The sequence below is a fragment of the uncultured Aquimonas sp. genome, assembly GCF_937888285.1.
Classification (GTDB): domain Bacteria; phylum Pseudomonadota; class Gammaproteobacteria; order Xanthomonadales; family Xanthomonadaceae; genus Aquimonas.
The window spans coordinates 45,632-65,884 of record NZ_CALART010000029.1; the positions used below are offsets into that span (position 1 = coordinate 45,632).

20 protein-coding genes are annotated in these 20,253 nt (G+C 70.5%); 11 read left to right on the top strand and 9 right to left on the bottom strand.

Annotated elements, in window-relative coordinates; genetic code table 11:
* The first annotated feature begins 24 nt into the window (after positions 1-24).
* The 5 genes from fmt (at position 25) to Q0654_RS07715 (ending at position 5,592) form a co-directional block, all read left to right on the top strand.
* Entirely contained in the window at positions 25-948 is a 924-nt protein-coding gene (fmt, locus tag Q0654_RS07695) for a methionyl-tRNA formyltransferase (protein WP_298852520.1), read from the top strand.
* Entirely contained in the window at positions 945-2,294 is a 1,350-nt protein-coding gene (rsmB, locus tag Q0654_RS07700; protein ID WP_298852369.1) for a 16S rRNA (cytosine(967)-C(5))-methyltransferase RsmB, read from the top strand. The genes fmt and rsmB overlap by 4 nt, the downstream gene beginning before the upstream one ends.
* Positions 2,260-2,814 (top strand): DUF4390 domain-containing protein, encoded by a 555-nt coding sequence (locus tag Q0654_RS07705; RefSeq protein ID WP_298852371.1) that lies wholly within the window; start codon positions 2,260-2,262, stop codon positions 2,812-2,814. The genes rsmB and Q0654_RS07705 overlap by 35 nt, the downstream gene beginning before the upstream one ends.
* 38 nt (positions 2,815-2,852) lie before the next feature.
* Positions 2,853-4,946 (top strand): ATP-binding protein, encoded by a 2,094-nt coding sequence (locus Q0654_RS07710; RefSeq protein ID WP_298852373.1) that lies wholly within the window; start codon positions 2,853-2,855, stop codon positions 4,944-4,946.
* 217 nt (positions 4,947-5,163) lie between these two features.
* Positions 5,164-5,592: a CBS domain-containing protein gene (locus Q0654_RS07715; RefSeq protein ID WP_298852375.1), complete on the top strand. Its 429-nt coding sequence runs from the start codon at positions 5,164-5,166 to the stop codon at positions 5,590-5,592.
* An 88-nt stretch (positions 5,593-5,680) separates the two neighbouring features.
* On the opposite strand, the gene Q0654_RS07720 is transcribed toward Q0654_RS07715, so the two are convergent.
* The 4 genes from Q0654_RS07720 to Q0654_RS07735 form a co-directional block, all read right to left on the bottom strand.
* The gene (locus tag Q0654_RS07720; protein WP_298852377.1) at positions 5,681-7,099 is read right to left on the bottom strand and encodes a TolC family outer membrane protein; all 1,419 of its coding nucleotides are present in this window, start codon (positions 7,097-7,099) and stop codon (positions 5,681-5,683) included.
* 36 nt (positions 7,100-7,135) lie between these two features.
* Complete coding sequence (locus tag Q0654_RS07725) at positions 7,136-7,789, bottom strand: protein-L-isoaspartate O-methyltransferase (protein WP_298852379.1); 654 nt, start codon at positions 7,787-7,789, stop codon at positions 7,136-7,138.
* Between the two features lie 195 nt (positions 7,790-7,984).
* Positions 7,985-11,047, bottom strand: coding sequence for an efflux RND transporter permease subunit (locus Q0654_RS07730; RefSeq protein WP_298852381.1), 3,063 nt, complete (start codon positions 11,045-11,047; stop codon positions 7,985-7,987).
* Positions 11,048-11,053: 6 nt separating this feature from the next.
* Positions 11,054-12,184: an efflux RND transporter periplasmic adaptor subunit gene (locus Q0654_RS07735; protein WP_298852383.1), complete on the bottom strand. Its 1,131-nt coding sequence runs from the start codon at positions 12,182-12,184 to the stop codon at positions 11,054-11,056.
* Positions 12,185-12,285: 101 nt separating this feature from the next.
* Between Q0654_RS07735 and Q0654_RS07740 the strand changes: the two genes are divergently transcribed.
* Positions 12,286-12,927, top strand: a complete 642-nt coding sequence (locus Q0654_RS07740) for a TetR/AcrR family transcriptional regulator (protein WP_298852385.1) — start codon at positions 12,286-12,288, stop codon at positions 12,925-12,927.
* A gap of 94 nt (positions 12,928-13,021) precedes the next feature.
* Here the strand turns inward: Q0654_RS07740 and Q0654_RS07745 are convergent, their stop codons facing one another.
* Positions 13,022-13,516 (bottom strand): hypothetical protein, encoded by a 495-nt coding sequence (locus tag Q0654_RS07745; protein WP_298852388.1) that lies wholly within the window; start codon positions 13,514-13,516, stop codon positions 13,022-13,024.
* 281 nt (positions 13,517-13,797) lie between these two features.
* On the opposite strand from Q0654_RS07745, the gene Q0654_RS07750 reads away from it, so the two are divergent.
* From Q0654_RS07750 to Q0654_RS07765, 4 genes are all read left to right on the top strand, one after another.
* The gene (locus tag Q0654_RS07750) at positions 13,798-14,250 is read left to right on the top strand and encodes an SPFH domain-containing protein (protein ID WP_298852390.1); all 453 of its coding nucleotides are present in this window, start codon (positions 13,798-13,800) and stop codon (positions 14,248-14,250) included.
* Between the two features lie 91 nt (positions 14,251-14,341).
* Positions 14,342-14,998: a 16S rRNA (guanine(527)-N(7))-methyltransferase RsmG gene (gene rsmG, locus Q0654_RS07755; protein WP_298852392.1), complete on the top strand. Its 657-nt coding sequence runs from the start codon at positions 14,342-14,344 to the stop codon at positions 14,996-14,998.
* A gap of 68 nt (positions 14,999-15,066) precedes the next feature.
* Positions 15,067-15,855 (top strand): ParA family protein, encoded by a 789-nt coding sequence (locus Q0654_RS07760; RefSeq protein ID WP_298852525.1) that lies wholly within the window; start codon positions 15,067-15,069, stop codon positions 15,853-15,855.
* Positions 15,856-15,867: 12 nt separating this feature from the next.
* The gene (locus Q0654_RS07765) at positions 15,868-16,728 is read left to right on the top strand and encodes a ParB/RepB/Spo0J family partition protein (protein ID WP_298852394.1); all 861 of its coding nucleotides are present in this window, start codon (positions 15,868-15,870) and stop codon (positions 16,726-16,728) included.
* A 33-nt stretch (positions 16,729-16,761) separates the two neighbouring features.
* On the opposite strand, the gene nudC is transcribed toward Q0654_RS07765, so the two are convergent.
* The 4 genes from nudC to Q0654_RS07785 all read right to left on the bottom strand — a co-directional run bounded on the left by nudC (position 16,762) and on the right by Q0654_RS07785 (position 19,427).
* Positions 16,762-17,694, bottom strand: a complete 933-nt coding sequence (gene nudC / locus Q0654_RS07770; RefSeq protein ID WP_298852396.1) for an NAD(+) diphosphatase — start codon at positions 17,692-17,694, stop codon at positions 16,762-16,764.
* A 19-nt stretch (positions 17,695-17,713) separates the two neighbouring features.
* Positions 17,714-18,106: an iron-sulfur cluster insertion protein ErpA gene (gene erpA, locus Q0654_RS07775; RefSeq protein ID WP_298852527.1), complete on the bottom strand. Its 393-nt coding sequence runs from the start codon at positions 18,104-18,106 to the stop codon at positions 17,714-17,716.
* 80 nt (positions 18,107-18,186) lie between these two features.
* Positions 18,187-18,600: a polymer-forming cytoskeletal protein gene (locus Q0654_RS07780; protein WP_343230129.1), complete on the bottom strand. Its 414-nt coding sequence runs from the start codon at positions 18,598-18,600 to the stop codon at positions 18,187-18,189.
* Between the two features lie 89 nt (positions 18,601-18,689).
* Complete coding sequence (locus Q0654_RS07785; protein WP_298852398.1) at positions 18,690-19,427, bottom strand: DUF6776 family protein; 738 nt, start codon at positions 19,425-19,427, stop codon at positions 18,690-18,692.
* Positions 19,428-19,565: 138 nt separating this feature from the next.
* On the opposite strand from Q0654_RS07785, the gene Q0654_RS07790 reads away from it, so the two are divergent.
* Complete coding sequence (locus Q0654_RS07790) at positions 19,566-20,153, top strand: DUF4126 domain-containing protein (protein ID WP_298852400.1); 588 nt, start codon at positions 19,566-19,568, stop codon at positions 20,151-20,153.
* Positions 20,154-20,253 lie beyond the last annotated feature (100 nt).

Consider the following 20,253-nt stretch of genomic DNA (forward strand, 5'->3'; position numbering starts at 1 on the left):
AGACGCCCCCCCATGACGAAGCCCCTGCGCCTGGTGTTCGCGGGAACGCCGGAGTTTTCCGTGCCCCCGCTGGAACGCCTGCTGGCCGGTCCGGATGCACTGCTCGCGGTCTACACCCAGCCGGATCGTCCGGCCGGCCGCGGTCGCCAGCTGCAGCCGAGCCCGGTCAAGCAGCGCGCGCTGCAAGGCGGCATCGAGGTGCGGCAGCCGCTCAACTTCAAGGACGCCGAAGAGCGCGCGCGGCTCGCCGCGCTCCGGCCCGACCTGATGATCGTGGTGGCCTACGGTCTGATCCTGCCGCAGAACGTGCTGGACATCCCCCGCTTCGGCTGCTGGAACCTGCACGCCTCGCTGCTGCCGCGCTGGCGCGGTGCGGCGCCGATCCAGCGCGCCATCGAGGCCGGTGATGCCGAGACCGGTGTCGATCTCATGCAGATGGAGCGCGGCCTTGACACCGGGCCGGTGCTGCTGGAGCGACGCACGCCGATTCACGCAGACGACACCGGCGGCAGCCTGCACGATCGCCTGGCCGTGATCGGCGCCGAACTGCTGGTCGAAGGACTCGCAAGACTCCGCACAGGTGAGGCGCTGCCGCAGCAGCCGCAGCCCGAGCAGGGCGTCACCTACGCGCACAAGCTCGACAAGGCCGAGGCGCGGCTCGACTTCACCCAGCCTGCGCGCGTGCTCGAACGCCGCGTGCGCGCCTTCAACCCCTGGCCGATCTGCGACTGCGAGCTGGGCGGCGAGCGCCTGCGCGTGCATGCAGCGCAGGCCCTTGAGCAGCAGAGCACCGCTGCGCCCGGCCGCGTGGTGGCAGCCGGTGCGGCCGGTATCGACATCGCCTGCGCCGACGGCCTGCTGCGCCTGACCCGCGTGCAGCGCGAGGGCGGACGAGCGCAGGCGGTGGCCGACTATCTCAACGCGCGGCGCACGCCGCTGCTGCCGTGAAGCCCGAGCGCCCCGCTCAGCGCCCGCAGCCGGCGAACGCCGCGGGCCGCGACAGCGCCGTGCCCGGCGCATTGGTACGCGCCACTGCCGCCAAGGTGTTGACCGAGGTGACGGCGGGACGCTCGCTCAAGGCGGTGCTGGCGCAGCGCCTGCCTGCACTGCGCGACAGCCGCGACCGCGCGCTTTGCGAGGCGCTGTGCCACGCCGCCCTGCGCCGCCGCGCGCGCGACGCCGTCCTGCTGGAAGCCCTGCTCGACAAGCCGCTGCCGCCGTCCGCCCGCGCCATCGGCCTGCTGCTGGCGGTCGGCTTCGCCCAGCTCGAATCCCTTGGCCTGCCCGAGCATGCGGCCGTCGCCTCGACCGCCGAGGCCGCGCGCGTGCTCGGTTTCCCGCGCCATGTGGGCCTGGTCAATGCGGTGCTGCGCCGCTTCCTGCGCGAGCGCGCCCAGCTGCCCGCTGGCAGCGAGGCCCAGCAGGCGGCGCAGGCGCATCCGGGCTGGCTGCTGGATGCCCTGCAGCGCGACTGGCCGGGCGACTTCGATGCGGTGACCCGGGCCAACCTGCGGCAGGCGCCGCTGTGGCTGCGCGCGCGCGGTGGCGCGGCGGCAGCGATGCAGCTGGCCGAGGACTTCGCTGCCGCCGGCCACCCAGTCGAGCGCATCGAAGGCTCCGCTCTGTGCCTGCGCGATGCCGGCGATCCCACGCGCCTGCCCGGCTTCACCCGCGGCCGTTTCGTGGTGCAGGACATCGCCGCCCAGAACGCGGTCGCCGCACTTGCGCTTGCACCCGGTCAGCGTGTGCTCGACGCCTGTGCGGCACCCGGCGGCAAGGCCGCGCAGATCGCCGAGGCCGGCGCGCGCCTGTTGGCGCTGGACAGCGACCCAAGGCGCCTGGAGCGGGTGCGCCAGACCTTCGAGCGGCTCGGCCTTGAAGGTGAACTGCGCGCCGAGGACGCGGCCGAGCCAGCGCGCTGGTGGGACGGCGTGGCATTCGATGCAATTCTGCTGGACGTGCCCTGCAGCGGCACCGGCGTGGTTCGCCGCCAGCCCGACATCCTGCTGCATCGCCGCGCCGAGGACATTCCTGCTCTGGTCGCGCAGCAGGCGCGCCTGCTGCGCGCGCTCTGGTCTTTGCTGGCCCGTGGCGGGCGCTTAGTCTATGCGACCTGCTCCGTGCTAAAAGACGAGAACGAGCGCCAGATCGATGCCTTCCTCGCGGCCCATGCCGATGCCGAAGCTCTGCCGCTGGATGCGCGCTTCGGCCGGGCCAGCGGCGCCGGCGCCCAGCGACTTGCCGGCGACGACGACGGCGATGGCTTCTTCGTCGCCGCGCTGCGCAAGCGCTGAGTCGACCGCCGCCGGCGCTGCGCTGCTCCTGCTCGTATTGGCGGCCTGTTCACCGGTGCAGGGGCCGCGCGCGGTGATCGAGGACGCGCGCCTGCGCCAGCGCGGCGCGGCCCTGCAGCTGGATGTGCAGCAGCGCCTCGACTTCCAGCCGCGCATGCTGGAGGCGCTGTCGAACGGGATCGCCCTGCGCCTCGACTACCGGATCGACTACTGTGCCGGCCGCGGTCATGCGGTGCGCAGCCTGTGGCTGCGCTATTTCCCGCTGGCCAGCGAGTTCGAGCTGCGCTGGCAGGGTGCGGACAGCGCCCGCCGCTTCGCTCGCCGCGGCGCCCTGCTCGCCGCCCTCGACCGGGTGCGCATCGAGCTGCCGGCTGATGCGGTCGACTGTGATCTCGTGCTGCAGCTCAGGCTCGAGCGCTCGGCCCTGCCTGCGCCGCTGCGCTTCCCCGCGCTGGTGGGGCTGCAGGACTGGCGGCTGGAGTCAGCGCCCTTCCGTCTCGCTCCGGCCCAGGTCCGGTGAGCACCGGGCGCTCGAAGTGGCCACGCCGTGTCGGCCCCATGCTGCTGGCGCTGGGCGTGCTCGCCCTGGTGTTTTCGGCGCTGTACCTCGCGGCCAGCGCCGAAGGCCTCGGCACCCGCTTCGCCGCCCTGTATCCCTGGGTCTTCCTCGGCGCGGGTGGCGCCGTGCTGCTGCTCGCGCTCGCGATCGCCGCCCGCCTGCTCAAGCTGCGCCGCCAGCTGCGCGCTGGTGAGCCCGGCGCGCGCCTGAGTCGTCGTCTGCTGGTCCTGATGCTGGCGCTGTCGGTGCCGCCGGTCCTGCTGGTGTTCGCCTTCTCGGCGCGCTTCGTGGGCGCCAGCGTGGACAGCTGGCTGCGCGCCAACACGGTCGAGGCCATGGACAGTGCGCTGGAGCTTGCCCGCCTGCAGCTGCAGGACCGGCGCCAAGATGCGCTGGGCCGCGCCGAGCGCGTGCTGTTGCAGCTGCAGGCCGATCGCTTCGCCCTCGCCGAAGCCGTCGAGGGCTCACTGGATGCCGTGGGTGCCGCCCAGGTCGTATTGTTCGAGAACGATGGCCGCGTGCGCCACATCGCTGCCGCCGCGCCCGCGCTGCTGCTGCCGGCACCGCCGGACGAGGACGCCCTGGCGGCGCTGGCCGCGCGCGGGCGCACGGTCGAGCAGGTGCGCCTGGCCGAACTCGACTACCTGCGCGTGCTGCAGGCTACCGAGCTGGATGCGCGGCCGGTGCTGCAGATCCTGTTCGCGCTGCCGCCGCGTCTGGTGGAGTTGGGTGACAGGGTCGAGGCGGCCGCCTTCGCCACCCGCCAGGCGCTGTTCCTGCGCGATTCGCTGATCCAGGTGTTCGTCCTGATCCTGAGCCTGGTGGCCCTGCTGTCGGTGTTCCTGGCCGTGCTGATCGCCTTCGACCTGGCGCGCCGCCTGGTCTCGCCCATCGGCCGCCTGGCAGCGGCGACGCGCGCGGTCGCGGAAGGCCGATTGGAGCCGGTCGACGTGCCGCCCCGCGGCGACGAGCTGGGGTTCCTGGTCGAGAGCTTCAACCGCATGACCGTCGAGCTCGCCGCAAGCCGCGAACGCGCGGTCGCCAGCGCCGCCGAAACCGAACGCCAGCGGGCCTTCCTCGAAACCGTGTTGGCGCGACTGTCCTCGGCGGTGCTGGTCTTCGATGCCGAAGGCATCCTGCGCGGCGTGAACGCGGCGGCAGCCGAGCTCGCCGGGGCGCCACCCGCCGACCTGCAGGGCCAGTCGATCGACAGGCTCAAGCAGTACAGCCCGGCGCTGGCCGAGGTCTTCGAGCTGGCGCGGCAGCGGCTGCAGGAAGGCGCGCCGGAGTGGCGCGAGGAGCGGGTGCTGGAGGCGGACGATCAGCGCCGCCTGCTGCTGGTGCGCGGCGCGCGCCTGCCGGATGCGGGCCAGGTGCTGGTGATCGACGACACCAGCCATATCGACCGAGCCCGTCGCGATGCCGCCTGGTCGGAGGTCGCGCGTCGCCTGGCCCATGAGGTCAAGAACCCGCTGACCCCGATCCAGCTGTCGGCCGAACGCCTGCGTCGCCGCGTGCTGCCGCAGCTGGCGCCAGCCGAAGCCGACGTGCTCGATCGCGCCACCCACACCATCGTCGCCCAGGTCGATGCGCTGAAGACCCTGGTCAACGCGTTCGGCGAGTACGCGCGGCCGCCGCAGCTGAGCCTGGTCGAAACCGATGTCGTCGCGGTAGTGAACGAAGTGCTGGACCTGTACGAGCACGACCCGCGGCTCGCGCTGCGCCGTGAGTTCGCGAGCCCACTGCCGCGGCCGCGCGCCGACGCCGGGCGTTTGCGCCAGGTGCTGCACAACCTGCTCAAGAACGCGCTTGAGGCCAGCGCGGAACGGCCTGCGCTGACGATTGGCATGCGCATTGCGAGCCAGCGTCTGGGCGAACGCGAATGGCTGGACATCAGCGTCGAGGACGACGGCCCCGGCCTGCCCGACGGCTTTGCCGGCGACTGGTTCGAGCCCTACCGCAGCAGCAAGCCCAAGGGCTCGGGCCTCGGGCTTGCGATCTGCCGGCGCATCGCGGAGGAGCACGGTGGCCAGCTGCTGGCGGAAAACCGCGCGGGAGGCGGGGCGCGTTTCGTCCTGCGCTTGCCGTGTTGAGAGCTGGGACGGGGGATTCGGGAATCGGGATTCGCCTGGGCTGAGGGCGATCCGGAGTACCTGCGGTCGACTGCAATCCCGGCAGGACGACGAAGCGCGGCCAGCAGCGGCGCGCCCGCTGCCGCGCGCTGTCCGCCGGGTCAGTCCCCAAACCCGAATCCCCGCCTCTGCGGGCGTATAGTCCTCCGCACATGTCCACCACGGGGGAGGCCACGGCATGCACAGCATCCGACAGATCCTAGAGGGCAAGACCGCGCAGGTCGTCTGCGTGACCGAGCAGACGCCGGTGCTGGAAGTGATCCGGCTGATGGCCGAGCACGCCATCGGTTCGGTGCTGGTGATGCGCGGTGATGCGCTGGTCGGCATCGCCACCGAGCGCGACTACGCCCGCAAGGTGATCCTCAAGGGGCGCAGCTCACAGGACACCCCGGTCGCCGACATCATGTCGAGCCCGGTGATCACGGTCAGCCCGGGCGAGGACATCCGCCGCTGCATGCAGATCGTCACCGAGAAGCGGATTCGTCACCTGCCGGTCGTGGAGGGTGGCGACGTGGTCGGCCTGATCTCGATCGGCGACCTGCTGAAATGGGTGATCCGCGAGCAGGAGCAGGAGATCGAGCAACTGCAGCAGTACATCGCCGGCTGAGGGCGCGTCTGCGCTGCGCGCACCGGAACCAGCAAACGAAAGGGGCGCCCTGCGGCGCCCCATTCGACCACCGCAATGCCCTCTTGGATCAGTCCTCGCGGAACTCCGCCAGCGCGGCTTCGGCGTCGCGCACCAGCAGGCGGTTGACTGCGGCGATGTCCTGCACGTCGATCACGCCGGCGGCCTGCTTCAGCGCCAGGCCATTGACCAGGAAGTTGTGGCGGGCGTTCGAGTAGTCGCGCTGGGCGCTGGTCAGCACCTGCTGCGAGAGCAGCACGTCGACGATAGTGCGGGTGCCGACCTCGAAGCCGGCCTCCGTGGCCTCCAGTGCGCTGCGCGCGGACACCAGCGCCTGCGCGCGGGCCTCGATCTCGGAGATGCCGGCCAGCACCGCGCGGTAGGCGTTGCGGGTCTGGCGGGTGACCGCGCGGCGCTCCTGCTCCAGGCGGTCTTCGTTGGCATCACGCGTGTACACCGCCTGGCGGACCTGCGACTGCACGCGGCCGCCGGTGTACAGGGGGATGCTCAGGCTCAGGCTGATCGAGCTGCCGAGGGAATCCGCAGTGCCCGGGCGAACCAGCCCATTGGCCAGCTCGGTTTGTCCCCAGCTGGGCCGGCCGCTGCGGCTTGCGCTCAGACCCAGGCTCGGCAGGTGCGCCGCACGAGCGCTGGCGATGTCCTGCTGGGCTGCGTCGACGGCCAGCGCGCGCGAGCGCAGCACCGGGTTCTCGTTGAGCGCGGTCTGCACCCACTGGTCCAGATCGGCCGGCTCGGGCATCGAGGGACGGAAGTTCTCGTCCAGGCCCTGCAGGTTCTGCAGGTACTGACCGGTCAGCTCGGCAAGGGCTTCGCGGGCGTCGTCGAGTGCGTTGGCGGCATTGATCGCGGCGGCGCGCGAGGCGTCGTAGCGGGCACGGGCCTCATGCACGTCGGTGATCGCGGTCAGGCCGACCTCGAAGCGCTGCTCGGCCTGGTCCAGCTGGCGCTTGACCGCGCGCTCGTCGGCGCGGGCGAAGACAAGGCTGTCGACCGCAGTCAGGGTGGTGAAGTAGGCCTGGGCCACGCGCAGAGCCAGGCCATCAACTGCCGCATCGTAGTCGGCATCGGCGGCATCCGCGCGGGCCCGACTCGCACGCAGCCGAGTGTAGTTGCTGTGGTCGTACAAACTCTGATCGACGCGCACCGACCAGTCGCGGTTGCGCGATTCGCTGCGGGAGATCTCACCGCCAAAAAAGGGGTTGCCGTTCGCGTCTTCGGTCAGACCAAAGCGTGAAGACTTGCTTTGGCCGTCGGTGAAGCCCGCCGAGGCACCGACCTGCGGCAGCAGGGCCGAGCGGGACTGGTTCACGCCCTCGCCGGTAGCGAGGCGCTGGGCCTCGACCGCTGCCAGCTGCGGATCGCTCTGGCGTGCGAGCTCGTAAGCCTGCATCAGGTCGGCGGCACCCGCGCTGCCGGCGGCAGCAAGGGCGAGGGCGAAACTCAGGGGACGCAGGCAGGGCAGTCGCATGGCAGTTCCTTTGGCGAGCGGGGCGCGAGGGGCGGGCTACAGCGCGAAGCGCTGCACCGGCTCGGCGCCGTGGAGGTAGGGGACGTCGGTTTCGAACAGGCTTTCAATCGCCCAGCCGTGATCGGCGCGGGTGTAGAGCACGGCTTCCTGCACGGGGCTCTGGCCGCGGATCACGAACAGCTTGCCGCCCGGGCGCACCCAGTCGAGGAAGCGCTGGGGCAGCTCGGCGACCGCGCCGCCCACCGCCACCGCGTCGAACTGGCGGCCCGGTTGGTAGGCCAGCGCATCGGCCTGCTCGACGCTGGCATTGGTGCAGCCGGCGGCCAGCAGGCGGGCGCGGGCGCGCTCGATGAAGTCGCCGTGCCGGTCAATGCTGTGGACGGCGCGCGCAAGTCGCGACAGGCAGGCCGTCAGGTAGCCGCTGCCGGTGCCGATCTCCAGCACCTCGTGTTCGGGCGAGAGGTCCAGCGCCTGCAGCAGGCGGCCCTCGATCACCGGCTTCAGCATGAACTCGCCGTGCTCCAGCGGCAGCGCCAAGTCGCCATAGGCCAGCTTGCGGTGACGCGGCGGGGCGAAGTCCTCGCGCTTGACCGCGCCGATCACGTCCAGCACGCGGAAGTCCAGCACCTCCCAGGGGCGGACCTGCTGCTCGACCATCGCAAAGCGGGCCTGTTCGAAATCAACTGCCATGTCGGTGTCCTGCATGCGGGCGCCCGCGTGACGCGGGCGCGTAACCGCGAATTGTAGGCTCTGGCCTTGTGCGCCGCCAAATGAAGAGGCGGTGCGGGGCGGCCCGCACCCCGCATCCTTGCATGACGCACCGTGCCCGATCCGTCGTCGCCGACGCAGTGCGGAAAGTCACCGTGACCGTCGGCACGGTTCGGCTCAGGCCAGCGCGCTGGCGCGCGGGGTGCGGTGCCAGGCCGCATACAGGGCCGGCAGGAACAGCAGGGTCAGCGCCGTGGCCACCAGCAGGCCGCCCATGATCGCCACCGCCATCGGCCCGAAGAAGTCGCTGCGCGACAGCGGGATCATGGCGAGGATGGCGGTCAGCGCGGTCAGCACGATCGGCCGGAAGCGGCGCACCGTGGCCTCGACGATGGCCTCGACCGGCGAGGCGCCCTCGCCGAGGTCGTGCTCGATCTGGTCCACCAGGATCACCGAGTTGCGCATGATCATGCCGGCCAGGGCGATGGTACCGAGCATGGCGACGAAGCCGAACGGCCGGTCCAGCAGCAGCAGGAAGGCGGTGACGCCGATCAGACCCAGCGGTGCGGTCAGCAGCACGATCACCGAATTGCCGACGCTGCGCAGCTGCAGCATCAGCAGGGTGAAGACCACGCCGAAGAACAGCGGCATGCCGGCGGCGATCGAGCGCGAGCCGCGGCCCGCATCCTCGACCGAGCCGCCGGCCTCCAGCAGATAGCCCGAGGGCAGCTTGGCGCGAAGCTCGGCCATGTGCGGCGCGAGCTCGGCCACCGCGGTGGCGGGCTGCACGCCGTCGATGATATCGGCGCGCACGGTGACCGTCGGCAGGCGGTTGCGGTGCCAGACGATGCCTTCCTCGAAGTCGTACTCCAGCCGAGCGATCTGGCTGAGCGGCACGGTGCCGCCGCGGCTGGTCGGCACCGCCAGGCTGCCCAGCATCGACAGGCTGGCGCGCTCCTCGGCCGGGCCGCGCAGCAGGATCTGCACCTGCTCGTTGTCCTCGCGCAGGGTGCTGACCGGCGTGCCCGACAGCGAGCCCTGCAGGAACAGGGCGAGCTGGGCCGAGCTGACGCCCAGCGCGCGCGCGCGCTCCTGCTCGATCTGCAGCCGCACGATCTTGCTGGGCTCCTCCCAGTCGAGGTGCACGTTGAACAGGGCCGGGTGCGCGCGCATCCGTTCTTCCACGGTGTGGGCGTGCCTGCGCACCAGGTCGATATGCTCCCCGGACACGCGGAACTGCACGGGATAGCCGACCGGGGGGCCGTTCTCCAGCCGCGAGATGCGGGTGCGCACCTGCGGGAATTGCTGCGGCAGGTTCTCCAGCAGCCAGCTGCGCAGGGCCTCGCGCTCGCTGGTCGAACGGGTCAGCAGCACGAACTGGGCGAAGCCGGTCTGCGGCAGCTGCTGGTCCAGCGGCAGGTAGAAGCGCGGCGAGCCGGTGCCGATGTAGGCCACGTAGTTCTCGACGTCCTCGCGCTCGGCTACGAGCGCCTCGAAGCGCCGCGCTTCAGCTTCGGTCGCGGCCAGCGAACTGCCTTCGGCCAGCTTGAAGTCGACCATCAGCTCCAGCCGCGCCGAGGCCGGGAAGAACTGCTGCGGCACGTAGCGGAACAAGACCAGCGAACCGGCGAACACCAGCACGGTGACCGCGATCACCGTCCAGTGGCGCTCGACGCACCAGGCCACGACACCACGGAAGCGTCGGTAGAAGGGCTTCTGGTAGGGATCGGGTGCGTGGGTCTGTCCGTCCTTGTGGAAATCGGGCAGCAGGCGGTCCCCCAGATAGGGCACGAACACCACCGCGGCGATCCACGACACCACCAGCGCCAGGGTCACCACCTCGAAGATCGAGCGCGTGTATTCGCCGGTGCTGGAGGCCGCGGTGGCGATCGGCAGGAAGCCTGCAGCGGTGATCAGGGTGCCAGTTAGCATCGGAAACGCGGTCGAGGTCCAGGCGAAGGCTGCTGCGCGCAGCCGGTCCATGCCCTGCTCCATCTTGATGGCCATCATCTCGACCGCGATGATCGCGTCGTCGACCAGCAGGCCCAGCGCCAGCACCAGCGCGCCCAGCGAGATCTTGTGCAGGCCGATGCCGAAGTAGTGCATGCCGGCGAAGGTCATGGCCAGCACCAGCGGGATCGACAGCGCCACCACCAGGCCGGTGCGGAAGCCCAGCGAGAAGAAGCTCACCAGCAGGACGATGATCACCGCCTCGGCCAGCACCTGCACGAACTCGCGCACCGAGGCGCGCACCGCCGCCGGCTGGTCCGACACCTTGCGCAGGCTCATGCCCACGGGAAGGGTCTGCTGCAGGCGCTGGAACTCGGCTTCGAGGCGCTCGCCGAGACGGATGATGTCGCCACCGCGGCGCATCGACACCGCGATGCCGATCGCGTGCTCGCCCATGAAGCGCATGCGCGGCTCGGGCGGGTCGGAGAAGCCGCGGAACACCTCGGCCACGTCGCCGATGCGGAAATCGCGATCGCCGACGCGCAGTGGGAAACCGCGGATGTCCTCGACGTCGTCGAAGCGCCCGGACACGCGCAGACGGATGCGCTCGCCGGGGGTCTCGAAGAAGCTGGCGTCGGCAACGGCGTTCTGCTCGTCGAGCGCGCGCTGCACGTCCGACAGCGGCAGGCCGAGCGCGGCCAGCTTGGTGTTGCTGAGCTCGATCCAGATGCGCTCCTGCTGCAGGCCGATCAGCTCGATCTTGCCGACATCGGGCACCCGCACCAGCTCCAGCTCCAGCCGTTCGGCGTAGTCCTTCAGCGTGGCGTAGTCGAAGCCCTCGCCGGACAGCGCGTAGATGTTGCCGAAGGTGTCGCCGAACTCGTCGTTGAAGAACGGCCCCTGGATGCCGGCCGGCAGGCTGGGGCGCAGGTCGCCGACCTTCTTGCGCACCTGGTACCAGAGCTCGGGGAGGTCCTTCGAGCGCAGCGAATCCTTGGCCACGAACTGCACCAGCGATTCGCCGGGACGCGAGTAGGCGCGGATGAACTCGTAGTTGCCGGTCTCCATGAGCTTGCGCTCGACCCGGTCGGTGATCTGGCGGGCCACTTCTTCAGCGGAAGCGCCCGGCCACAGGGTGCGCACCACCATCACCTTGAAGGTGAAGGGCGGATCCTCGCTCTGGCCGAGCCGGCCGTAGGAGACGATGCCCATGAGCGCCAGCCCGAGCATGGCGTAGACGACCAGGCTGCGGTTGCGCAGGGCCCATTCGGAGAGGTTGAAACCGGTCATGGCGGCTTACTGCCCGGCGACAAGATCGAGCGGGCGGTTGTCGCGATCGACCGGGCGGATCGCCTGGCCGTCGCGCAGCAGGTGCACGCCGCCGGCGACGATCCAGTCCTGCGCTCCGACGCCAGCCAGCACGGGGACGCTGGTCTCACCGTAGGCGCCCACCTGCACGGCCCGTTTCTGCACCGTGCCGCTGGCGGGATCGAAGCGCAGCACGTAGGGCTTGCCTTCGCTGGCCGATACCGCACCGAGGGGCAGGCGCAGCTCGGCGGCCGCGACGCCGTTGAGGAAGACCCGCGCGCTCTGGCCGAGCTCGACGCCCTCGGTGGTGTCAGCGATCGCGACGCGGGCGGCGTAGGTGCGCGAGGCGGCGTCGGCGGCCGGCGCCAGCTCGCGGATGCGGCCGCCGAGTGCGCGCTCGCGCTGCGACCACAGGCGGATCTGCACCGGCTGGTCCAGTGCGACCTGCGCGATCGCGTGCTCTGGGATCGCGATCGCGACCTCACGCTCGCCGTCCTCGGCCAGCACGAACACCGCCTGACCGGCGGCGACGACCTGCCCGGCCTCGGCCAGGCGTTGCGCGATCACCCCGGCGGCGGGCGCACGCAGCACCGCATAGCCGGCCTGGTTGCGCGCGACTTCCAGCTGGGCGCGGGCGGCTTCCACCTGCGATTCGGCCGCGCGCAGCCGCGCCTGTGCGCCGTCGAAGGCCGAGGCGCTGGCCAGTCCCCGTTCGCGCAGGGACTGCTGGCGCGCGAACTCGGACTGGGCCAGCACCCGATCCGACTCGGCCGCAGCCAGCCGGGCGCGATTGGCGTCGACCTGCAGGCCCAGGTCCTCGGGTTCGAGCTCGGCCAGCGGCTGGTCGCGAGCCACGCGCTCACCGACCTCAACCAGGCGCCGACTGATCTTGCCTCCGACACGGAAGGCCAGTGCCGGCTCGTGGCGCGCGCGTATCTCGCCGGCATAGGCGCTGAAGCCGGCCTCGTCCGCCTGCGGCTGCACGACGATCGCGGGGCGCACCGGGTCCGGCGCGGTGGGCTCGCTGCCGCAGCCGGCGAGCAGTGCGCCGATGCCCAGGAGAAGTGCGGTGGAACCAGGCAAGTGCGCGCGGCGGCGCGGACGCGAAGGCGTGTCCATGGCGAGGACTCGATCGGAAGGCAAGGATGGTCGGGCAGAGCCTAGGATTAAAATACTGACCAGTCCAGTATTTTATTTGTGAGTGCGGCTAGACTAGACCAATGCAAGTCCAACGCTCCGCCAAAGGCCCCGGCCGCCCCAAGGATCCCGAGAAGCGCGCCGCCATCCTCGATGCCGCCAAGCGCCTGTTTCCGCTGCGCGGTTTCGACGGCGTCAGCATGGATGCAATCGCGACCGAGGCCGGTGTGTCCAAGCTCACCGTCTACAGCCACTTCAGCGACAAGGACACGCTGTTCGCCGAAACGGTCAAGGCCAAGTGCGAGGAGCAGCTGCCGGAATCGGTGTTCCGCGCCGAGCCCGGGCGCGGCACGATGCGCGAGCAGCTGCGGGCAATTGCCACTGGCTTCCACAGCCTGATCCTGTCGCCGGAATCGGTGAGCTTCTACCGGATGATGGCGGCCCAGGGCGAAGCCAACGGCAAGCTGGCCGAGCTGTTCTACGCCGCAGGGCCACGCCGCATCCTTGATGCCTGCGAAGCCTTCCTGACCGCCGCCAGCCGCGCGGGCAGCCTCGACGTGCCGGATCCGCGCCGTGCAGCCGGACACTTCTTCTGCCTGATCAAGGGCGAGGCGCATATGCGGCAGCTGATCGGCTGCCCGCTTTGCGGCAGCGACTGCGAAGGCCCGGAACACATCGAGAGCGTCCTCGATCTGTTCCTGCGGGCCTACGCGCCACGCGGCTGACGGCGGCAGGCCGGACGCGGCAGCGCTGCCCTGTACGACCGACTCGCAGACCCAGGCCCAGGCCCACCTGCGGATCCAGCGGAGCTCGCCGCCCTCAGGCGGCGCGCTCAAGCCGCGGTGCCAGCGGGCCGGGCCGCAGGCGATAGCGCGGCAGCGCGCTGATGCTGGCCCGCCGGGGTCTGAGATCGATGTCCGCCCATACGCCGCCGAGCTGCGCGCGCAGGTCGGGGTCGCCGGCCCGCAGTCTTGAGACCAGCACCACCGGCCCCTGCGCGCGCAGATGCAGAAACGCGTCCAGCAGGCGCAGTCCTCGCCGGAGCCGGATCAAGGCATGCAGGTCGCCGCCGTTGGCCGCGTCCAGCACGAGACCGAGCAGGCGCCCGCACAGCTCAAGGGCGCATTCGTCCGCACTCGCCAGCTGCTCCAGCAGGGCCAAGGACTCGCGGTGGGCGCCGAGCATCTCGCCGAGGGCGCCGCGGCGCGTCGCCGCTCTGGCGCAGGCCTCGCCCAGCCCGATGAACAGCGGCGGCGCGGTCTCCGCGGCGGGCGGGATGATGGCCGGGCCATCGGTGAGCGCAGGGCGATTCATGGGATTCCGATGACCGTCTCGGTGGGTGCAAGGCGCGCACCATGGCACCCGGAAGCTGAACGGCGCGCGCACGCGCTCACCCGGCCCGAAAGCCTGCTCAAGTGTTTGAGCGCACGACCAAATGCGGCCGAGCGTCGAGTGACCGGTGGCGCCGGCTTCTGCTAGTGAGTTAACTGTTTGTTGCAATTGTCGGGAGTAAATTTGCCGTTAATCAACGGCAGCGTAAGCTGTTGAAACGTGTTTCTCATCCGGATTCGCGATATCCAGCGCAAGGCATTGACGTGATTAGCTTTCCGGCCCTCCCTGTCCTGCTGAGTCTCGGCCTGCTCGCCTTCGTGCTGGCAGGGCTGCGGCGGGTGCCCGAGGGCTGTGCCTACACGGTCCGACGCTTTGGCCGCTATGCGCGCACCCTGCCGCCCGGGCTGCGCTTCGTGCTGCCGCTGGTGGAGCGGATCGGCCAGCGCGTCAGCTTGATCGGCCACACCGTCACCCTGCACGACGCCCCGCTGAAGGGCGCGCTCTACTACCAGATCATCGATCCCCGCCAGGCCGGCGAAGCGCTGGAAAGCATCGACCAGCTGGTCGAGCGCACCGCCAGCGAAACCCTGCGCGGCATGTCGGCGCCGGAAGCGTGTGAGCCGGGCTTCGACCAGCGCGTCCGCCAGCGGCTCAACCAGGCGCTGGCGGATCGCGGCCTGCGCGTTGTCCGCTGCGTGCTGCCGGCGGCTGGCTGAGCGCTGCACGGCCGCGGCGGCGGCCCACTGATTTGCGTCGCAGCAGGCCCCTGCCGATACTTGCGCCCCCTTTGGCGGCGCGCATTCTCTCTTGAGCTCTTTCCCCGACCTGCCCGGCCCGATCTCCGAGCTCGCTCCGCGACTGCGCGACGGCCTGCGGGCGTTCGGGCTGGACGAGGCGCTCGTGCCCAGCCTGCTCGCCTATCTCGCCCTTCTGCAGAAATGGAATGGCGCCTACAACCTCACCGCAGTACGCGATCCGCAGCAGATGCTGGGGCTGCACCTGTTGGATTCGCTGAGCATCCTGGCCGACGTCCCCGAGGGCGACTTGATCGACATCGGCAGCGGTGCCGGCCTGCCCGGGATTCCGCTGGCCATCGTGCGCCCGCAGCTTGCGGTGAGCCTGGTCGAGCCGGTCGGCAAGAAGGCGCGCTTCCTGCGCGAAGTCGTTCGCCAGCTGAAGCTTGCCAACGTCCGCGTGTTCGACTGTCGCGCCGAGCAGGTCGATGAACCCGGACGCTACGACTGTCTCTCGGCCCGCGCCTTGGGTAGTCTTGCCCAGCTCATCGCCTTCGGCGGGCACCTTCTGAAGCCGGATGGCCGCCTTCTGGCCATGAAGGGCCAGTGGCCTGCGGACGAGCTGGCGGTGCTGCCGACGGGCTGGGTGCTGGAGCGCTCGCGTCGGCTGGAGGTGCCCGAGGTCGAGGGCGAACGCCACCTGCTGGTGCTGAAGCGGGAGACGGCATGAGCGGCGACGGCACGCATCCTGCGACGATGGCGCAGGCGGACGGCACGGCAGCACAGCACGGAGTCGAGATGGCCCGGATCATCGCAATCGCCAACCAGAAGGGTGGCGTCGGCAAGACCACGACTGCGGTCAACCTTGCGGCGGCGCTGGCCGAGGCGCGCAAGCGCGTTCTCCTGGTCGACATGGACCCGCAGGGCAATGCCACCATGGCCAGCGGCGTCGAGAAGAACGAGGTCGCGCACACTGGCTGTGACGTGCTGCTTGAGGAAGTGCCGATCGCCGACGCCATCGTCGGCTCCTCCGGCGGCTTCGACGTGCTGCCCGGCAACACCGACCTGACCGCGGCCGAAGTGAAGCTGATGGACGCCATGGCGCGCGAGCAGCGCCTGAAGGAGTGCCTGGCCCAGGTCGCCGACCGCTACCAGTACATCCTGATCGACTGTCCGCCTTCGCTGAACCTCCTCACCTTGAACGCGCTGACCGCCGCCCACGGCGTGCTGGTGCCGATGCAGTGCGAATACTTCGCGCTGGAAGGTCTGTCGGCGCTGATGGACACGATCCGCGCGGTGAAGACGCGACTGAACCCGCAGCTGGAGGTCGAGGGCATCCTGCGGACCATGTACGACGTCCGCAACAACCTCGCCAATGATGTGTCCGCCCAGCTGACCCAGCACTTCGGCGACAAGGTGTTCCGCACCATGATCCCGCGCAACGTGCGCGTGGCCGAGGCGCCCAGCCACGGCCAAAGCATCATCAGCTACGACCGCAGCTCCCGCGGCAGCATCGCCTACCTCGGCCTTGCCGGCGAGATGATCCGCCGCGAGAAGCATCCCGCGGCACTTACCGAACACCATTGACCAAGGCCTGACATGAGTGCCAAGAAGCGCGGCCTCGGCCGCGGCCTGGACGCCCTGCTGGGCGGCGGCAACGACCGCGCAAGCAGCGAACCGGAGCGCCTGCGCGAGCTGCCGATCGAATCCCTGCAGCCCGGAAAGTACCAGCCGCGCAGCCACATGGACCGCGAGCGCCTGCAGGAGCTCGCGGACTCGATCCGCGCGCAGGGCCTGATCCAGCCGATCATCGTGCGGCCGATCGCCCGCGACCGCTACGAGATCATTGCCGGCGAGCGCCGCTGGCGCGCCGCCCAGCTCGCCGAGCTGCGCGAGGTGCCCTGCGTGGTGCGCGAGAGCGACGACCACGCCGCCCTGGCGATGGCGCTGATCGAGAACATCCAGCGCGAGGACCTGAATCCACTCGAAGAGGCGCTGGCCCTGCAGCGCCTGATCGACGAGTTCCAGCTGACCCACCAGCAGACCGCGGAAGCCGTGGGTCGCTCGCGCGCGGCGGTCAGCAATCTGCTGCGCCTGCTGGAGTTGCCCGAACCGATCCGCAAGCTGGTCGAAGCGCGGCGCATCGAGATGGGCCACGCGCGCGCGCTGCTGACCCTGCCGGCGGACAAGGCCGAGGCGCTGGCGCGCCAGGCCGCCGAGGAGCAGTGGTCGGTGCGCGAGATCGAGCGCCGCGTGCAGGCGATCCAGCGCGGCGAGAGCCAGCCGGCGCCGATGCCGAAGAAGCCCGACCCGGACATCCAGAACCTGGAGCGCGAACTCGGCGAGCTGCTGTCCGCCAAGGTCGCCGTACAGCACGGCCGCGGCGGCCGCGGCAAGCTGGTGGTGCAGTACTTCAGCCTCGACGAGCTCGAAGGCATCCTGGAGAAGATCCGCCGCTGAGGCGCGAGCGGACTTCGCGATGGCCGAGGCTTCTCAGCGCTGGGCCAGGTGTGCCGGCAGCGGCCAGCCGCGAGATTCAAGCCAATCCTCGATCAACCGGCGCGACACCGAGATCGGCGGCGGCAGGCGCAACTCGCGCTGTTCGATCGCCGCGATCAGGGCTTCGGGCTCGAACCAGCGCGCGTCCTCCAGCTCCTCGCCGATGGCGATCTGCGCGCTGGATGCCTGGGCGATGAAGCCGAGCATCAACGAGGCCGGGAAGGGCCAGGGCTGCGAGCTGTGGTACCGGCAGTGCGCCACCACCACGCCGGCCTCCTCCAGCACCTCGCGCCGCAGCGCGTCTTCCAGCGACTCGCCGGGCTCGACGAAGCCGGCCAGGGTCGAGTAGCGCTTGGCCGGCCAGCCGGCCTGGCGGCCGAGCAGGCAGCGGCCCTCGTGCTCGACCAGCACGATGATCGCGGCATCGAGGCGCGGGAACACTTCGAGGCCGCAGTCCGCGGACGTGCAGCGCGCGCTGTGGCCGGCGCGCCGCAGCAGGGTCGGCTGGCCGCAGGCGCCACAAAAGCGGGCGCGGGTCTGCCACAGCAGCAGCGCCTTGGCATAGGCGAACAGGCCGCTTTCAAAGACCGAGAGCTGGGCGGCGGCCTCGCGCAGGCCCTGCCACTGGCTGGCATCCGGCACGTCGATGTCGGCGCCGACCTGGGCCGGCAGCGCGAACCAGGGGGTCTGCCCTTCGAGGCCGAGGAAGCTTGCATCGACCGGCATCGCCTCGCCGAAGCGGGACGAAGGCCAGTGCAGCAGGCGCTCCTGCTCAAGCAGGGCGCGGCCCTCGAAGTCGACGCAGAACACGCGACTGCGCGACCAAGCGGCAGCCAGCCACGCGGGATCCTCGCGGCGTTCGCCGAGACGATCCAGCGCCAGCGCGGTGAACAGATTGCGCTGGCTGCGCTCGGGCGGCAGGTGCATGGGGCGGCGTGACCGACGCTCAGGCCGAGAACGAGGAGCCGCAGCCGCAGGTGGTCTTGGCGTTGGGGTTGCGGATGACGAACTGCGCGCCCGACAGGCTCTCGCTGTAGTCCACTTCGGCGCCCATCAGGTACTGCAGGCTCAAGGGGTCGACCAGCAGGGTGACGCCGCCGCGCTCCACCGCGAGGTCATCCTCGGCCTGGTTCTCGTCGAACTCGAAGCCATACTGGAAGCCCGAACAGCCGCCGCCGCTGATGTAGACGCGCAGCTTGAGCGCAGGATTGCCTTCGTCCTCGATCAGCGCGCGCACCTTGGTGGCGGCCGAGTCGGTGAACAGGATCGGGGCTTCGATGGACTGGTAGCTGGGGGCGCTGGACATGACGGCCTGTCGCATGGCTTGGATGAAAGAGATGGAGCCGGCGTAGCGGCAGCACAAGCCTAAGCGAGTCGCGGCCGCGGGATGTCGGCGCCGGCTGAACGTGTCACTGCGCTTCAGTCGCTGCCTTCGGGACCGCTGAGGCGCTTGGGCTCGGCGTTCTGGTGGATCAGCCGCCCGGTCAGCATCGAGCCGGCCTGCATCTCGACGGTGTGGTAATGCACATTGCCCTCGACCCGCGCCGCTGCCGCCAGCTCGATCCGCTGGCTGGAGTGGATGTCGCCGTGCAGCTGGCCGTTGACCACGACGTGCGGCGCGCGCACCTCGCCCTCAATACTGCCGCGCTCGGACAGGGTGACCAGCGCGTTCGGGTCGGACTCGTCGGCGATCACCGCGCCTTCGATCCTGCCTTCGATGTACAGCCCGCCGCTGAAGTGGACGTCACCGCGAATGACTACGCGCGGGCCGATCAGGGTTTCAACGCCGGTGCTGCTGGGGCGTGCGGACTTGTGTTTGTCGCTGCCGAACATCTGTGGGGGTCTCCTGAAAGTGGTGGCACGATGCGTTTCCGCGCAGCGTTCCGGGTTGACGTGCGGCCCGAGCGCCGCGCGCCCGGACGCTACTCGCTGGCTTCGGGCTGGGCCACGCCGGCGATGACGTCGGTCCAGGCGAAGCTGCGCTCGGCGCGTCCTGCCTCGCCGTCCACCGACACCTTGATCCGGTGCGGCGTAAAACCGGCAGGCAACATTACATTGCCCTCGACCTGCTGGAAGTACTTGAAGGCGAATTCGAGGCCGGGCGCGTCGTTCTGGGTCAGGTCGGCCCAGCCCAGTTCGCGCATCCGACCGTCCTGCACGCCCTCGATGGCGAGGCGCGCCTGGCCCCGCGAGAGCTGGGTTTTCTTGACGTTCTGGGTCAGCGTGAGGCGGAACAGCCAGGCACCACTCGGCTCGGCCTGCAGCCCCAGGCTGTGGATCGACAGGCCCTGGCGCTGCGCACTGCCGCCCACCAGGCGTTCGTAGAAGGCGACATCGGCCTCCAGCGAGGCGATGCGCTCGTCGCGGTCGGCGATGTCGCGCTGCAGCTGCTGGTTGGCTTCGCGGCTGATGTCGTCCGAGCGCTTCAGGATCACGTTGCGCTGGCGCAGGTTGTCGAGACGGCCCTGCAGGTCGCCGACCATCTGCCGAAGCTCTTCAGGCGACGCCTCGGCGCCGCTGGCGGCCCGCTGTCGCCAGTGATCCACGCCCCAGCCGACCGCGGCCAGCGAGAGCAGCCAGAGCAGGCCAAGCAGCGGCCAGCGCCGGCGCCGGGTCGAGGCCGCGCGCGGAACGATGACGAAAGGACTGTCGGAGCTCATGGGCGGACCCGTGGGGAAAGCCCGCGATTATTGACCCTGCGGGGGCCTGCTGCACACTGCGCCCTGGCGGAGGGCTGCAGGTGCCGATGGCCATCCGGTCCACCGCCGTCCGCTTTCCACGTCCACGAGGGCACCGCCATGGAGACCGCACACCTGTTCGCGCTGGCACTGGCGCTGGCCTGGCTCAGCGGGCTGCGGGTGCATCTGACCGTGTTCGCGATCGGTCTTGCCGGTCTGCTCGGCAGCGTCGAGCTGCCGCCGGGCCTGCAGGTCTGCAGCAGTCCCTGGGTGCTCGGTGTCAGCGGCGTGCTGACCGTGGTCGAGTTCAGCGCGGACAAGATTCCCGGCGTGGATTCGGTCTGGGACCTGCTGAGCACCGTGCTGCGCGTGCCGGTGGGCGCCTGGCTGGCCGGCGCGACCCTGGCTGCGCCCGATGAGTCCCTGAGCCTCGCCGGCCTGCTGGCCGGCGGTGGCGCGGCCCTGCTCAGCCATGGGCTCAAGAGCGGCGGTCGCGCCCTGATCAACACCTCGCCCGAGCCGCTGAGCAACTGGACCGCCTCGCTGGCCGAGGACTCGCTCGCGGTCGGCGCCTTGCTGTGGCTGGTCCACTATCCGTGGCTGACCCTGCTGGCCCTGGTCGTGCTCAGCCTGCTCGGCTTCCTGCTGCTGCTCTGGCTGCTGCGGGGGCTGGGGCGCGGGGTGGGCGCACTGCTGGGACGTGGATGAGCCCGCGGGCTGCGAATCCCGCGGCCGGGCACCGAGCCGGGCCTGGCAGGGCTGCAGGGCGGAACGACGTCTGGCTGCAGGCCGGTAGCATGGAACCTGC